The sequence below is a fragment of the Aquirufa sp. 5-AUSEE-100C1 genome (assembly GCF_054558655.1).
Genome location: NZ_JBPXKO010000002.1, coordinates 386733 through 401644, shown reverse-complemented (window position 1 = coordinate 401644; position 14912 = coordinate 386733). Strand labels below are relative to the sequence as shown.

The window sequence follows — 14912 nt, the reverse complement described above, 5'->3', positions numbered from 1 at the left end:
ATAGGGGGCTGAGGCCCCCTATTTTATTTTGATTCGCAATAGATTCATGTCGGAGGTAATGAATACATATTTACCATCCGCGCCTCCAAAGGCCACATTCGAATTTCGATTTCCTGTGGCAATTCGTCCGAGTAATTTACCCGCTGAATTGATGATCAAAACCCCACCCGGTCCTGTCGTCCAAACATTCCCTTTCGCATCTACTTTCATGCCGTCATAACCACCACGAATGCCTTGCTTGGCAAGTTCAGCTGCATCAAAAAACACTCGACCTTCTCCTAGATTTCCTTGTTTGTCCAGGGGATAGGCCTTAATGTAGGTAGGAGCTTCCGACGTTCCCACGTATAAAATGCTTTCATCGGGATTGAAGGCTAGGCCGTTCGGCCGACCGAGGTCTTTGATTTGTAAACTGATTTCCCCTTTCGTATTGATGCGGTAAACACCCTGGAAATCCAATTCCTTGGCAGGTTCGGGTTTTCCTCTACCTGGCAATCCATAGGGAGGATCCGTGAAATAATAGTCCCCGGATTTTTTCTGAACGAGGTCATTTGGACTGTTCAATTGTTTGCCTTCGAATGTATGGGCGAGGGTCTTCTTTTGCTCAGGATGATTAAGTGGCATTTCGGCAATCCGACGATCCCCGTGTTCGCAAGAAACCAAGTTACCTTTCGTATTAATGATCAAACCATTCGCTCCCGGTTCTTCCGAGTACACGCCGGTTCCTGTGTAACCCGAAGGTTTTAAGAAGACTTCCAGGCCTTTGGACTCCGACCACTTATGAATGGTGTTTTCGGGCACGTCGGTGAAAAGCAAATAGCCTTCTTTTTTGACCCAAACCGGACCTTCCGACCACGTAAAGCCTTGGGCAACAATTTCTATTTTGGCTGTCGTGTCCATTAAAGCATCTAATCCAGCATCGTAACGATGGATTTTACCAATCGTTTGATATTGTGCCAAGGCAGCCGTTCCTAAGGTAAGTAGACTTAATGTTCCAAGTAGTTTTTTCATAAGACAAAAAAAATGGGCCGAAGCCCATTTTCATTAAAGGTTTTTCTTTTTACTTTCTTTCACAGCAAAGTCTGCGGCACGCGCTGTCAATGCCATGTAGGTCAACGAAGGGTTCACGCATGAAGTTGATGTCATACAAGCGCCATCCGTTACGAATACGTTCTTTACTGCATGCAACTGGTTGTTGCCATTTAAGACTGAAGTCTTCGGATCACGACCCATACGTGCCGTTCCCATTTCGTGAATGGCCATACCTGGATAGGAACCATTGTCGAAGGCACGGACATTTTTCAAGCCTGCGCTTTCCAACATCTCTTTCGCGTCTTCCATCATATCCTTCCGCATCTTTTTCTCATTCTCTTTAAATTCTGCGTCGAATACGACCACTGGAATGCCCCACTTGTCTTTTGTCGTTGGGTCCAAATACATTTTATTTTCGTGATACGGCAAGGTCTCCCCGAAACCACCCAAGTTCATGGTCCATGGTCCTGGTTTCGTCATCGCATCCTTGTAATCCGCTCCGAAACTCATGTCGTTTACGCCGCGATTCCAGCTCTGACGAGATCCGCCACCTTGGTATCCGAATCCACGTAAATAATCACGCTTATCATTACCGATGTTGCGGTACCGTGGAATGTAGATACCATTTGCCCGACGGCCAATGTAGTATTTATCTTCATCACCTTCCCAAGTACCCGCTGCACCCACACGGAAGTGGTGATCCATCAAGTTATGTCCTAACTCGCCTGAATCATTTCCTAATCCGTTTTGGAAACGAGATGATTTTGAATTCAATAATAATGCAGTTGATGCTACCGTCGAACCACAAACGAAGATGATTTTCGCAAAATACTCACGAACATCTTTGGTTACGGTATCAATCACGCGTACACCCGTTGCCTTTTGTTTCGCATTATCAAACAAGATTTCCGAAACAACAGAATCCGGACGTAAGGTTAATAATCCTGTTTTCGCAGCCGGTGGCAAGGTACAAGATTGCGTACTGAAATACGCGCCATATGGACAACCCAAACGGCATTTATTACGATATTGACAAGCCGAACGGCCAATTTTCAATTGAGCTTCTTTCGCTTCGGATAAGTTGGCCACCCGACCAATTGTCATGTTACGTCCCGGAAAATTCTTTTCGATTCGTTGGCGAACTTCTTTCTCTACGCAGTACATGTCCATCGGTTTCAAGAATTCCGAGTCCGGTAATTGAGGTAGGCCCAAAGCCTCGCCCGAAATTCCTACGTGTTTTTCCACGTAGGAATACCAAGGAGCTATGTCCTTGTAACGAATTGGCCAGTCCACCGCGATGCCATCTTTTAGGTTGGCTTCAAAGTCGATGTCCGACAAACGATACGTTTGACGTCCCCACATGATGGATTTTCCACCCACGATATCTGGACGGAACCAGTCGAAGCGCTTAACTTCCTTATAAAGCGAGTCGGAGTCATTCATCCAATACTTCTCGGTCATCTCGTTGTAGGGATAATCGCGGGCTAGTTTTGGGTGTGAGGCCTTTTGCTCGTTGGTCAATAAACCATTGTATTTAAAATCCCACGGATCTTTATAGCTTGGCTCGTAGGCCGTTACGTGGTCGAATTTCTTTCCTTTTTCCAGGACTAATACACGTAGTCCTTTTTCGGTCAATTCCTTGGCAGCATATCCGCCAGAAACGCCTGAACCTACGACGATTGCGTCATAAGTCATTGATTTGATTGCGTCGATATTCAGATTCATAGTGCCCAGGTTTTTTGTGTGGAAGTTAATGGCATACAACCATCGAATTTGCCAGGAATTGGCAAGTATTCTAATGCTTTGGTTGCGCCGATTTCAGACGTAAAGTAGCCGGTGGTTGTCAATTCCTTAATCATGAAGAAGAAGGTTGGCTGCCCTTTGACACTTTTGCGGGTTGCATCGGATTCCAACATACAGGTGGTCAATGCTTCCTTGCGTTGTGTGCTCGAGGCATCGATGAATCCTTTGCCAAATCTTGCTTGACAATCCGCGTCTAATTTCGCGAGCCCTTGGGCAAATACTTTTTGGCTGGCTTCTGGATAACAATCCTGAACCACGCGGATGATAAATTTCTCCACGCCGGCAGCCTTAGCACCAGGAGTGTCGGTCGTTGGGATGATGGTATCGGCGATTTCAGCAACCAAGGATTCTTGGGCGGCTGAAAACTGCACGAAGGTTGCATGTGATTTTTGGCCATTGAGTCCAGCCATCGCAGGTGCGGAAATCATTCCACCCATCAAGATGCTTAGCCTTTGTATGGCTTCCCGTCTGTTTACGTTCATAGTTAATTAGATTTTTCGTATCAAATATAGGATATTTTTTTACGTTGCCAAACAGGTCGGGTTTCCGTAGCTTTGCCAAAGCATTCCTTAATTAAGTTCATCGCCCAAGAAATAGCTATATGTCGCTTGTGTCAGTCAACACATTATCTCAGCAAATCCAAACCGCCATTTCCGCGATGTATGACGTAAATGAGGCCAAAGCGATTGCACAAGCCTATTTGAATATGAAATGTGGGACAAGTAACCTGGATATTTTGCTCGGAAAGGAGGTCGAAAAACCAGACGAGTTTGAATCCGATTTTCGACGATTATCTCTTGGGGAACCCCTACAATACGTGACAGGAAAGGCTTATTTTTTGGATCGATTGTTTTCCTTGAATACCGACACCCTAATCCCAAGGCCCGAAACCGAGGAGCTTGTTATTCAAGTTCTCAATCGTTTGGGGAATTCTGTGAAAACTGTCTTGGACATCGGTACGGGTTCCGGATGCATCGCGATTTCGATGGCGCTCGAGGCACCCAACGCTCAGGTTACTGGATGGGATATTGCGGAGGCTGCGGTCCAACAAGCCCGAATGAATGCGAAGGATTTAGGTGCAAACGTTGATTTTAAGCAACAAGATGTATTTGAGTGGGCCCAAGATGTGAACACCTGGGATTTTATTGTGTCCAATCCACCCTATGTTTTGGATGCTGAAAAAGTAGAAATGAAACCTCATGTGTTAAATCATGAGCCGCATTTGGCCTTATTTGTTCCCGATGAGGATCCGCTTTTGTATTACCGAGTGATAGGTGAACTGGCATCTTGCCGACTCGCCCCTGGGGGCTATCTTTGTTTCGAAATTAATCGAGCATTTGGGGAGGCGAATGTTAAGCTAGCTATCGAACAAGGTTTTGAACATATTCAGTTATTGAAGGATTTTCATGGCAACGATCGCATGCTTATTGCGCAGCGACCGTTGCATTAATTCCAATCAAAAAGGCATATTCTTTCGCGATATCCTTGAAGCGTTTATAACGTCCCGAGGCTCCTCCGTGTCCGGCCGACATATCGCAATCCAATAATAAGATCTTATTGTCGGTTTTCAATTTTCGCAATTTGGCGACCCATTTCGCGGGCTCCCAATATTGAACTTGGGAATCATGTAATCCCGTGGTCACTAAAAGGTGTGGGTAGTCTTGCGCAACCACATTATCATAGGGGGAATAGGACTTCATGTAGTGATAATGCGTTTCGTTTTTAGGGTTTCCCCATTCTTCCCATTCGCCGGTGGTCAAGGGTATCGTTTCGTCCAACATCGTCGTGACTACATCCACAAAGGGAACAGCAGCGATCACGCCTGCGAACAAATCAGGAGCCATGTTGATCACCCCGCCCATCAGCATGCCGCCGGCTGACCCTCCTTGCGCAAAGAGCCGTTTGGCATCCACTTTCCCCGCGGAGATCAGATAATGGCCGCAATCGATGAAGTCGGTGAAAGTATTCATCTTCCGCATCATTTTCCCATCTTCATACCAATGCCGTCCCATTTCTTGTCCACCGCGAATGTGGGCGATGGCAAAGGCGAAGCCTCGGTTCAGCAGCGACAAACGGCTCGCTGAAAAATAGGGATCCATGCTGTAGCCATAGGAACCATAGGCATAAAGTAGAAGAGGTCCCTGATCAAAGCCTTTCTTGTAAACGACGGAAATAGGTACTTGAACACCATCGCGGGCAGTGGCCCAGAGGCGCTCGGAAGCGTAATCGTTTTTATTGAATCCTCCTAAGACCTTGTCTTCTTTGAGCAGGTTGGACGTTTTTGTTTCCAAATCGTATTCAAGAACTGAATTCGGACAAGTTAGCGAGGTGTAATTATAGCGTAGTTTATTGCTCGTGTAATGGACATTTATTCCGATGTTGACTTGGAAAACGTCCTCGTCCATGCGGATAAATTCATTGGTATCCCCCTGAATGACCTGAATTTGAGAAAGGCCATTGGTCTTTACCTCCAAGGCAATCCATTCGGTGGTGGCATCAAAATCTTCCAAGAATACGTCGGGACGATGTGGAACCAAGGTTTTCCAGTTACTCTTGTCTGTTGGACCGGCTGTCGAACAACTCATCAATTGAAAATTCGTCGCTTCATCCAGATTGGTACGAATCAAAAATCGATCTGCTTGGTGTTCGATGAAATATTCCAAGCCTCGTTCGCCGGGATGAAAAACTTCAAAATTCCCGGTGGGCTTATTTGTCTTTAGAATCCGATATTCTGAATAAACGCCTTGTTGGCTCGAGATACTGAAAATATATTCTTTCGATTTACTACGGCTCAATCCCATGTAGCACTCTTCATTCATTTCTTCATAGACCAAAACGTCTTCATGGCTTGGCGTGCCGATTTTATGTCGGTAAACTTTCGAGGCCAGTAAGGTTTGCGGGTCGCGAAGCAGGTAGAAGAAATAGTTCGAGTCCGCTGACCAAGCGTAGGATCCACCTTCCGTATTTTCGATTTTATCGGGAAGGATTTCGCCAGTTTGAAGGTTTTTGAAATGTACGGTGTAATTTCGCCGACTGACCGTATCGATGGCATAAGCTAAAATCTGTTCATCGTCGGAGAGCGCCAATCCCCCCACGGCAAAATAGGCTTCGTCTTTACCAAGTAGGTTTCCGTGTAAAAGGATTTCTTCTTTGGCATCAAGGCTCGCTTTTTTCCGACAGTAGATTGGGTATTCCCCGTCTGACTCATAGCGGTGATAGAACCAATCCTTGCCGTTGAAATAGGGAACAGATTGCTCGTTGGCGACGATGCGTCCCTTCATCTCTTCGAATAATTCTTCTTGAAGATTTTCGCTGGGTTTTAAAAGCTGTTCGGTATAGCTGTTTTCTTGATTAAGGTATTCGATGACCTTAGCATCTTCGGGATTATTTAACCAGAAATAAGGGTCTTGACGAACATCACCGTGTATGATTAGCTCCTTTTGAATTTCGGTGGCACGAGGCGGATTGGGAATATTTTTGAACATGTTAGCAAGTTAAAAATAAATTTATAGAGGGAAAAGGAACGTTTATCCTTGAAAAAGCATTTTGATGTAAAAAATGGCATGGCATGATGAAATATTTATACCTTTGCCTGACAACAAACCTTTAATTTTTATAACAATGAACAAGACAGTTTGGATTGTATTAGGCGTTATTGCTTTGGTCGTATTTTGGGGCGTAGGTGCTCGTAACAGCATGGCGACAAGTGACCAGGAGGTAAAGGCCTCATGGGCAAATGTGCAAAGTGCGTATCAGCGTCGGGCCGATTTGATTCCGAATTTGGTAAAAACGGTACAGGGAGTGGCAAATTTTGAGAAGTCTACTTTAACTGCAGTTATTGAGGCGCGTGCTTCAGCAACACAAATGAAATTAGATGCAAAGGATTTAAGTCCGGAGAATATGCAAAAATACCAGGCGGCTCAATCTTCTTTGGGTGGGGCTTTATCTCGATTAATGGTAGTCGCAGAAAATTATCCGCAATTAAAGGCGACAGAGAATTTTTCTGAATTACAAGCACAATTGGAAGGAACAGAAAACCGCATTAAGGAAGAGCGTGATCGATTTAATGAGTCGGTGAAAGGATATAATACCTTAATCGTTACATTCCCTAACAGCTTAATTGCGTCTTTCTCAGGATTTGCTGAGAAGGGATTCTTCCAAGCGGAGGCAGGTTCTGAAAAAGCTCCGGAGGTAAATTTTGACGAGAAGAAATAAGATGCATTTAAGCGTAGCACAGGAAGCGGAAATTATTCAAGCGATTCAAGAGGCGGAGAAAAAGACGTCTGGCGAGATTCGTGTGCACGTGGAGAGTCATTGTGAAGGGCACCCGATCGAACGATCGAAGGTGCTCTTTTTTCAATTGGGGATGCATCAAACCGATTTACAAAATGGGGTCTTGGTTTATTTAGCCGTCAAGGATCGTAAGTTTTCAATTATTGGGGACAAGGGAATTGATGCCAATGTGCCTTTGGAATTTTGGGAAACGATCCGGGATGAGATGCGACCTTTGTTGGCCAAAGAAGAATATGGAAGTGGATTAGCTCTTGGCGTTCGGCGGATCGGGGAGGCTTTGGCTGTGTATTTTCCTTATCAACGGGATGATGTGAATGAGTTAACGGATGAGTTGTCGTATGGGGAATAGGTTTGCGTTATTTATCGGGTTTTTATTGATCGCTGCATCGGTCTGGGCGCAGGATATACCGGCTAAACCCGATGGATATGTGCTGGATTTATCAGGCAAACTGCAGGCGGATGAAAAGACGACGCTCGAACAAAAATTACGTGCTTATGCGGATTCAACATCCACGCAATTTGCGGTGGTAATTGTGCCGAGTACCCAAGGTTCGGATCCCTATGATTATGCGATTTCTATAGGTAAGACCTGGGGAGTTGGTCAGAAAGGGAAAAACAATGGTGTCGTGATTTTGATTGCCTCGGAGGATCGAAAGATTCGGATTGTAACGGGTCGTGGGATCGAAGATGTGCTGCCAGATGCCATCTGCAAACGGATTATTAATCGGATTTTAAAGCCGGCATTAAAGCGTGATGCTTATTACGAGGGGTTGAATGAGGCGACCACCGAAATGATGCAACGGGCGAGTGGGCAGTTTCAAGCAGAGGAAGATGTTCCCGATGGCGTGCCCGTTTTTTTAATTGTCTTTTTATTTTTTGTCATCATCAATATTATTCGCGCCATTAAAAATAAAGGGGGCGGTTCTGGACCAGGCTCTCGCGGTGGTGGCATGTTTTTCCCTCCTATTTTCTTGGGAGGTGGAGGTTATGACCGGAGTGGATCTTCGGGCGGAGGCGGATTTGATTTCGGCGGATTTGGGGGTGGCGATTTTGGTGGAGGCGGAGCCGGTGGGGATTTTTAAATAATGCGTATCTTTATGCAAAATTAAATTCACTTGAAAGCAATTATCCAAGCCAATCTTCAAGAGGCACAGCAAGTTTTAGATCAGTTTTTCAGCAATCCTGCGAAGATTGAATCCATTGAAAAGGCAGCAAATTGTTTGGTGGGGGCTCTCCAACAAGGTAAAAAAATCATTGCCTGTGGCAATGGGGGCAGTCATTGTGATGCCATGCATTTTGCGGAGGAGCTATCTGGGAGGTATCGTGAAAATCGTCCCGCATTAGCTGCGATGGCGATTTCGGACCCTTCTCATATTTCCTGTGTGAGTAATGATTTTGGCTATAATTATGTCTTTTCGCGGTTTATTGAGGGATTGGGGAAAGAGGGAGATGTTCTTTTTGGTATATCGACAAGTGGTAATTCCGCAAACATTATCGAAGCGGTCAAGGCTGCTCAAACAAAAGGAATGGCTGTTGTTTTACTGACGGGAAAAGATGGAGGGCAGTTGGCCGCATTTGATAACGTCTTTGAAATTCGCGTGGACCATTTTGGTTATGCGGATCGTATCCAGGAAATTCATATCAAGGTGATTCATATATTGATTCAGTTGATTGAGAAGGAGTTGGGGTTTTAGACATTGGACGTTAGACGTTGGACGCTAGACATTGGACGCTAGACATTGGACGTTGGTTATTTGACTTAGTAAAGAGTATAGTAAATTCATGTGGCTTTTAGGTTGTATTTAGACGAATGTCTAAAGGCTAACGTCAAGAGTCTAAACAAAAACATTTTGACATTTAAGGAACTAGGCTTAGCCGAAAAATTATTAGAGGGGATCGACTCCATGGGCTATAAGACGGCCACACCGGTTCAAGAACAGGTGATGAAACCGATTTTAGCTGGACGGGATGTCCTCGCATCGGCGCAGACTGGTACGGGTAAAACGGCGGCTTTCTTGTTGCCGATTATTCATAAATTATTGTCCGAGGATCATTCGGAGAATCACATCAATGCCTTGATTATTGTCCCAACGCGTGAATTGGCTGTGCAAATTGCAGGGAATATGGAAGGCTTGGGGTATTTTACCAATGTCTCGTGTATGCCCGTTTATGGTGGTGGGGATGGAAATTCATTTACATCCGAAAAAACAGCATTGACTTCCGGTGTGGATTTGGTGGTATGTACGCCAGGCCGCATGATTGCCCATTTGAATATGGGTTATGTGGATTTGTCACATGTGAAATATTTGGTATTGGATGAGGCTGACCGCATGTTGGATATGGGTTTTCACGATGACTTAATGAAAATCACGGGCTACTTGCCTAAGCAGCGTCAAAACTTATTATTTTCAGCGACGATGCCCCCCAAAATGCGGGATTTAGCTCGGAAGTTGATGAATGACCCCGTGGAGGTAAACATTGCTGTATCTAAACCGCCGGAGGCGATTGTTCAAGAGGCATTTGTGGTCTATGAGAAGCAAAAGAGTCCCTTGGTGAAGTATTTATTAAAGCGTCAAGATTACACCCGTGTCATCGTCTTCTGTTCGAGAAAACAAAACGTTAAGTCCTTAACATCGGATTTAAAACGTGCCAGATTTTCTGTGGAGGAAATTCATTCCGATTTAGAGCAGGATGTTCGCGAGCAAGTATTGCAGGATTTTCGTAATAAGAAAACCAAGATTTTAGTAGCAACCGATATTTTAAGTAGGGGCATCGACATCGACGAAATCGAATTAGTCATCAATTACGATGTACCCAATGACGGGGAGGATTACATCCACCGAATCGGTCGGACGGCCCGCGCTCAAACCAAAGGAACAGCCTATACGCTGATTACGGAAGCAGAGCAGCGTAAGTTTGCGGCCATCGAACGTTTGTTGGAGAAAGAAGTAACTAAATCCCCTGTACCGGAGGAATTTGGAGAGGTTCCTGCTTATAATCCAGCCGCGGCAAAAGCTCCACATACAGGAGGAGGATTTAAAGGAAAGAAGAAGGTTTGGAAAAAAAGACCTCCAAAGGCATAAAAAAAAAGACGCTACTTGTAGCGTCTTTTTTGTTTAGTTATTGTCTCCGTAGGATCCTCCATCATTTCCATCGGAACCTACGAGGGAATCGACTAAGCGGCCAAAAATATCACGGATACTTGGTGGAGCCGTTTTCGGTTTATCCGGTGTCGTCTTACCGCCAGTTACAGGAATATCAGGTACTTCCTCTTCGTTTTCTTCATTCGATGCATTCAGCTGGTCGAAGTATACTTGAACCAAACCGATGGATGTTGCAAAGGCTGGATCTTTTAAATTAGCTCCGAGACCTAGGGCCGCAGTGGCTTCAGGTTCACCAACGCGCGTTTCAATTCCCGTCACCTTGTTGAACAACTCGGCGATATCGGGCAGCTGAGCTCCACCGCCACAAAGAACAATCCCTCCACGGAGTAATTGAGCCTGAGTAACTTTTTGAATTTCTGCCATCACGATAGCCGCCAATTCCTTCATACGTTCTTCGATGATGATGGCAACATTTTTGACAGAAATGGGACTTGGTTTCCGACCCGCAATTCCGGGAATCAATACAACTTCATTTAAATCAATCAGGCGGTGTAGTGCCGTACCAAAACGAGTTTTTAACGCTTCTGCATGTTCGGTCGTCACGTCTAAGCCTATGCGAATATCTTCTGTGATGCGATCTCCACCCCAATTTAACACGGTTGCGTGTTTTAAACGTTTGTTTTGGTAGATGCTGATTTCAGTCGTTCCACTTCCGATGTCAACCAAGACAACGCCTTGTTGTTTTTCATCGGCATTGAGCACGGAGCTTGAACTCGCTAAGGGGCTGAAATAAAGATTACCGCCTTTGATATGTTCGGACTCGGCAGATTTAAGCGTTCTGCTAAACAAATCAAATTTTTCAAGCTGTGCGGTAATCACCATAAAGTTTCCTTGAATAGTGGCGCCAATTTGCCCAATAGGTTCTAAGGTTTCTAGTAAATTACCTACTTTAAAACCGATCGGAAGGGTATGTAAAACGCAAGGATTTTTCTCTGCAACGTTCCTTTTCGCTTCGTCGGTGATATCCAAAATATCTTTTCTGCTAACTGGTTCAGCTGCGTTTTTGCGCGTCTTCGAGTTGGTGTAGGGTAGCACCTTGATGTGGCTTCCCGACAAATTGGAAGAGAAATAATATTCTTTCGATTTTCCGGGTAGGGCTTGCGCAATTTGGTTAATCGCATCTGCGATAGCGGCAGATGTTTTATTCACGTTCACGATTTCACCATGCAAAATATAGCCTGATGTACTTGAAGTTCCGGTTGCTACGATTTCCAATTGGCCATTTTCCAATTGCCTTCCGGCAACAGCTCGTACCGATGAACTTCCAATATCAAGACCAATGATTAAATCGTTTCGCATAATTAAGAACTAAAAATATGGTGGATTTTACTAAAATATAAAATTAGGCAATTAATCACAAATTACCTGATTCTTATATTTCAGGTGTACCCAGTGATAGGTATTCCAACCTTTATTAGGGATAATTTTTTTATAAAAGAGATCTAATTTTTTGAATTTGGTTTCAATGTTTACGGGTAAACCAAAATCAATATACGTTTGTCCAATCGCTGGAATTAAAACAACTCCACCGTCTTCCGCAACAATCACTTGTGTAATTTGGGCACGCCAAAACTCATTGTTATTGATAAATTCAAACAAAGGAATTAAGGTTTTCCCTCGCTCGTCTAATAGATTGGTTCGCTTTCCCGAGAAAAAGGGGCCCGATGCTAAAAGTACGCGCGGGGTAAATAAAGAACTTGTCCCGATGAATTTACCTTCTTGGGTAACATATTGATCTTTGTAGTTTGATTCTCCTCCAGTGAAATGCAGAATTCGCGCAATTGGGCTGTATTCTTTTACTGAAACAATGATCTTACCACTAAAATCGACGTGTGCTTCACAGGATTTCACGAGTGGGATTTTTTTAACGCGTTGCTCAATTTGATGCAATGAAATTTCCTCGATGGGACGATCCAAAAAATAATCCGTTCCCTCGTTGGTCACCATAACATCGATATCTTTTTTACTGAGTAAGGGACGTTCGTTCTCAGAATCTAATCGAATGACAACCCCGGTGCATTTTACTTCCTTGGCTTGGATTTCAGCGAATATGATTGCGCCAATAGCTAAGCCGGCTAATAACCCATAGGTTAATAGCTTTTTAACGCGCGCGAAATCAATTCGAATTTTCTGGCTCATATGAAATATCTTACGAAGTTACAGCCATTTTTAAATCATTCAAAAGCAAGTCGATATCCCCTGCGCCCATGGTGACTAAAAGTTTAGGCTTTTCTAATCGCATTCGATCAATAAAGGCTGTTTTGCTAATTACTTCCTTTTTTTCGCTGGGTATTTTTTTCAATAATAAATTAGAATCGATCCCAGGAATAGGTAATTCACGAGCTGGGTAGATATCTAATAAATATATTTCGTCAGCCAAAGCCAAACTCTCACCAAATTCTTCTAGGAAATCACGAGTCCGGGAAAATAAATGGGGCTGGAATACGGCGACTAGTTTTTCATTGGGGTATAATGCTTTCACGGATCGCAAGCATACGGAAATTTCCGTCGGGTGATGCGCATAGTCATCGATCATCACATGTTCCTCTGTTTCCAGGTGATATTCAAAGCGGCGTTTCACCCCTTTAAAGCTCGCAATTCCAGCTTTAACTTCATCGGGACTTAGTCCATGAAACATGGCCAAAGCTGCCGCTGCAAGTGCATTCTCAATATTATGAAAACCGGGGATTCGCAACGGGATATCGGTAATTTTTCCGCCAGGATATTGTAAATCAAATACCATGCGGTGATTCTCGATCCGTATATTTTGGGCTTGATAATCCCCTTTTTCGATTCCAAATGTTTGGGATCCTGCGGGTCCCTTTAAGGTTAGGCCTTCTTTTTGGATGAAGAACCCTCCCGGTTTAATCTGATCAACGAACAATTGAAAGGATTCTAAAACCTGCTCCGCCGCCCCGTAAATATCAAGGTGGTCGGCATCTGTGGAAGTAACCACCGCAGCTTGGGGATGAAGAGTTAAAAAGGAGCGATCATATTCGTCGGCCTCAACGACACTTACGATGTTCTCTTGGCCTTGATTGGGAATAAAGTTCGTCCCATAATTCTGCGTAATTCCACCCAAAAAGGCAGTTACATTTTTATGGGCATGAACCAAAAGGTGGGTTAGGAGCGAAGAGGTCGTTGTTTTTCCATGTGTTCCTGCTACCGCAAGCGTCGGAATTTGTTCCGTCATCCAACCTAAAATCTGGGAGCGTTTCCATAGCGTTATGCCTGCATTGATTAGGTAGTTCTTCTCGATGTGATCCGCTGGAATGGCCGGAGTGTAGATAAACAAACAAGCTGCAGGGTTTTCCAAACAGATGGATGGAATCATCGCTACGTCATCTGTGTAGTGAATGTCCATGCCCTCTTCCACCAAAGTCTTCGTTAATGGACTTTCTGTTTTGTCGTAACCGGCTACGGGGAATCCATTTTGTAAAAACCAACGGGCGATGGCCGACATCCCAATGCCGCCTATACCTAGGAAATAGACCTGTTTTAGTTCGGCTAATTTGATATCTATGCGCATTTTGAATCGTTTAATATGGTCTCCGCAATTTGTTGGGCTGCCTTAGGCTTGCCCATTCCGAAACTGTTTTCGGCCAATTGGGCCAACAGTTTTTTATCTTCTAGCGTCTTGAGCGCGGAAGGTACAAGGTTCTCTTTCGCTTGCGAATCGGGGATTAAAATAGCCGCGTTTTCCTGAACTAAGCTCTTTGCATTTTCTGTTTGGTGGTCTTCGGCGGCATTAGGGAAGGGCACCAAAATGCTTGGTTTCCCTGCCAAACAGATTTCAGAAACAGATAAAGCACCCGCGCGCGAAATGACCAAATCTGCCATCGCATAGGCCAAATCCATTTCATAAATGAAAGCGGATACATAAGCCGGTAATTTTGGGTGCTTGGCACAGGCAGCCTTCGCTTCGGATTCAAAACTAATTCCCGTTTGCCAGATAATTTGAACATCCGTTTTCGCGAGTTCCGCTAAGCCATGTGAAATGGCTTGGTTGATGCTGCGGGCACCTTGGCTTCCTCCGATGATTAGGATCGTAGGCTTGTCGGCCGACAACCCAAAAAAAGTAGCTGCTGCCGCTTTCTTTCCCGAGATATCAATCAAGTCTTTTCGAACGGGATTACCGGATAGGGTGATTTTATCCTGAGCAAAAAACTTTTCCATGCCCGGATAGGCCACAAATATGTGTTTTGCCTTGGAGCTTAATGCTTTATTGGTAATGCCCGCATAGGAGTTTTGTTCTTGGATGTAAAACGGAATTCCCTTCGCCCAAGCTGCTAATAACAGGGGTCCTGAGGCATAGCCTCCCACACCAATGGCTACGTCGGGTTTGAAATCAGCTAATACCTGAAATGCCTTTCGCAGACTATTGATTAATTTAATCGGGAAAAGAATATTTTTTAGTAAATGTGCGCGATTGATTCCTACGATGGGTAGTCCGATGATATTAAATCCAGCTTTGGGCACTTTTTCCATCTCCATTTTTCCTTCGGCACCCACAAATAAGAATTCGATGTTTGGGTCAATTTCTTTTAATGCTGAGGCTATGGCAATGGCTGGGTAGATGTGTCCACCAGTTCCTCCTCCTGAAATGATTATGCGCTTGATACT

General features: G+C 44.4%; 14 protein-coding genes. 6 read left to right on the top strand and 8 right to left on the bottom strand.

The window, feature by feature from the left end:
• Positions 1-18: 18 nt before the first annotated feature.
• Genes ACMH5P_RS05620 through ACMH5P_RS05610 form a run of 3 tightly spaced genes read right to left on the bottom strand, consistent with a single transcriptional unit; the run spans position 19 to position 3314 of the window.
• Positions 19-1008, bottom strand: coding sequence for an SMP-30/gluconolactonase/LRE family protein (locus tag ACMH5P_RS05620; protein WP_459493357.1), 990 nt, complete (start codon positions 1006-1008; stop codon positions 19-21).
• Between the two features lie 33 nt (positions 1009-1041).
• Positions 1042-2754 (bottom strand): GMC oxidoreductase, encoded by a 1713-nt coding sequence (locus ACMH5P_RS05615; RefSeq protein WP_459493355.1) that lies wholly within the window; start codon positions 2752-2754, stop codon positions 1042-1044.
• Complete coding sequence (locus ACMH5P_RS05610) at positions 2751-3314, bottom strand: gluconate 2-dehydrogenase subunit 3 family protein (RefSeq protein WP_459493354.1); 564 nt, start codon at positions 3312-3314, stop codon at positions 2751-2753. Before ACMH5P_RS05610 ends, ACMH5P_RS05615 begins: the two co-directional genes overlap by 4 nt.
• 119 nt (positions 3315-3433) lie before the next feature.
• On the opposite strand from ACMH5P_RS05610, the gene prmC reads away from it, so the two are divergent.
• Positions 3434-4282, top strand: coding sequence for a peptide chain release factor N(5)-glutamine methyltransferase (prmC, locus tag ACMH5P_RS05605; protein WP_459493353.1), 849 nt, complete (start codon positions 3434-3436; stop codon positions 4280-4282).
• Here the strand turns inward: prmC and ACMH5P_RS05600 are convergent.
• A complete protein-coding gene (locus ACMH5P_RS05600; protein ID WP_459493352.1) occupies positions 4257-6317 on the bottom strand; it encodes a S9 family peptidase in 2061 nt (686 codons plus the stop codon). The genes prmC and ACMH5P_RS05600 overlap by 26 nt on opposite strands.
• A gap of 136 nt (positions 6318-6453) precedes the next feature.
• Here ACMH5P_RS05600 and ACMH5P_RS05595 point away from each other — a divergent pair, with 136 nt between their 5' ends.
• The 5 genes from ACMH5P_RS05595 (at position 6454) to ACMH5P_RS05575 (ending at position 10208) form a co-directional block, all read left to right on the top strand.
• Positions 6454-7047 (top strand): LemA family protein, encoded by a 594-nt coding sequence (locus ACMH5P_RS05595; RefSeq protein WP_459493351.1) that lies wholly within the window; start codon positions 6454-6456, stop codon positions 7045-7047.
• A 1-nt stretch (position 7048) separates the two neighbouring features.
• Positions 7049-7474, top strand: a complete 426-nt coding sequence (locus ACMH5P_RS05590) for a TPM domain-containing protein (protein WP_459493350.1) — start codon at positions 7049-7051, stop codon at positions 7472-7474.
• Positions 7464-8207: a TPM domain-containing protein gene (locus ACMH5P_RS05585; protein ID WP_459493348.1), complete on the top strand. Its 744-nt coding sequence runs from the start codon at positions 7464-7466 to the stop codon at positions 8205-8207. The genes ACMH5P_RS05590 and ACMH5P_RS05585 overlap by 11 nt, the downstream gene beginning before the upstream one ends.
• Before the next feature lie 33 nt (positions 8208-8240).
• Positions 8241-8819: a D-sedoheptulose 7-phosphate isomerase gene (gene lpcA, locus ACMH5P_RS05580; protein WP_459493346.1), complete on the top strand. Its 579-nt coding sequence runs from the start codon at positions 8241-8243 to the stop codon at positions 8817-8819.
• Between the two features lie 156 nt (positions 8820-8975).
• Complete coding sequence (locus ACMH5P_RS05575; protein ID WP_459493345.1) at positions 8976-10208, top strand: DEAD/DEAH box helicase; 1233 nt, start codon at positions 8976-8978, stop codon at positions 10206-10208.
• A gap of 33 nt (positions 10209-10241) precedes the next feature.
• Here ACMH5P_RS05575 and ftsA read toward each other — a convergent pair whose 3' ends face one another.
• The 4 genes from ftsA to murG are packed head-to-tail and all read right to left on the bottom strand — an operon-like array spanning position 10242 to position 14909.
• Positions 10242-11588 (bottom strand): cell division protein FtsA, encoded by a 1347-nt coding sequence (ftsA, locus tag ACMH5P_RS05570; RefSeq protein ID WP_459493344.1) that lies wholly within the window; start codon positions 11586-11588, stop codon positions 10242-10244.
• A 51-nt stretch (positions 11589-11639) separates the two neighbouring features.
• On the bottom strand, positions 11640-12428 hold the full coding sequence (locus tag ACMH5P_RS05565) for a cell division protein FtsQ/DivIB (RefSeq protein WP_459493343.1): 789 nt from the start codon (positions 12426-12428) through the stop codon (positions 11640-11642).
• Between the two features lie 10 nt (positions 12429-12438).
• Positions 12439-13818: a UDP-N-acetylmuramate--L-alanine ligase gene (murC, locus tag ACMH5P_RS05560; protein WP_459493342.1), complete on the bottom strand. Its 1380-nt coding sequence runs from the start codon at positions 13816-13818 to the stop codon at positions 12439-12441.
• Positions 13809-14909, bottom strand: coding sequence for an undecaprenyldiphospho-muramoylpentapeptide beta-N-acetylglucosaminyltransferase (gene murG, locus ACMH5P_RS05555; RefSeq protein WP_459493618.1), 1101 nt, complete (start codon positions 14907-14909; stop codon positions 13809-13811). The genes murC and murG overlap by 10 nt, the downstream gene beginning before the upstream one ends.
• Positions 14910-14912: the final 3 nt, after the last annotated feature.

Coding starts and splice junctions, on each gene's coding strand:
- ACMH5P_RS05585 (WP_459493348.1), top strand. CDS start 7,464: ATGGGGAATAGGTTTGCGTTATTTATCGGGTTTTTATTGATCGCTGCA.
- ACMH5P_RS05620 (WP_459493357.1), bottom strand. CDS start 1,008: ATGAAAAAACTACTTGGAACATTAAGTCTACTTACCTTAGGAACGGCT.
- ftsA (WP_459493344.1), bottom strand. CDS start 11,588: ATGCGAAACGATTTAATCATTGGTCTTGATATTGGAAGTTCATCGGTA.
- ACMH5P_RS05615 (WP_459493355.1), bottom strand. CDS start 2,754: ATGAATCTGAATATCGACGCAATCAAATCAATGACTTATGACGCAATC.
- ACMH5P_RS05565 (WP_459493343.1), bottom strand. CDS start 12,428: ATGAGCCAGAAAATTCGAATTGATTTCGCGCGCGTTAAAAAGCTATTA.
- ACMH5P_RS05590 (WP_459493350.1), top strand. CDS start 7,049: ATGCATTTAAGCGTAGCACAGGAAGCGGAAATTATTCAAGCGATTCAA.
- prmC (WP_459493353.1), top strand. CDS start 3,434: ATGTCGCTTGTGTCAGTCAACACATTATCTCAGCAAATCCAAACCGCC.
- murC (WP_459493342.1), bottom strand. CDS start 13,818: ATGCGCATAGATATCAAATTAGCCGAACTAAAACAGGTCTATTTCCTA.
- ACMH5P_RS05600 (WP_459493352.1), bottom strand. CDS start 6,317: ATGTTCAAAAATATTCCCAATCCGCCTCGTGCCACCGAAATTCAAAAG.
- ACMH5P_RS05610 (WP_459493354.1), bottom strand. CDS start 3,314: ATGAACGTAAACAGACGGGAAGCCATACAAAGGCTAAGCATCTTGATG.
- ACMH5P_RS05595 (WP_459493351.1), top strand. CDS start 6,454: ATGAACAAGACAGTTTGGATTGTATTAGGCGTTATTGCTTTGGTCGTA.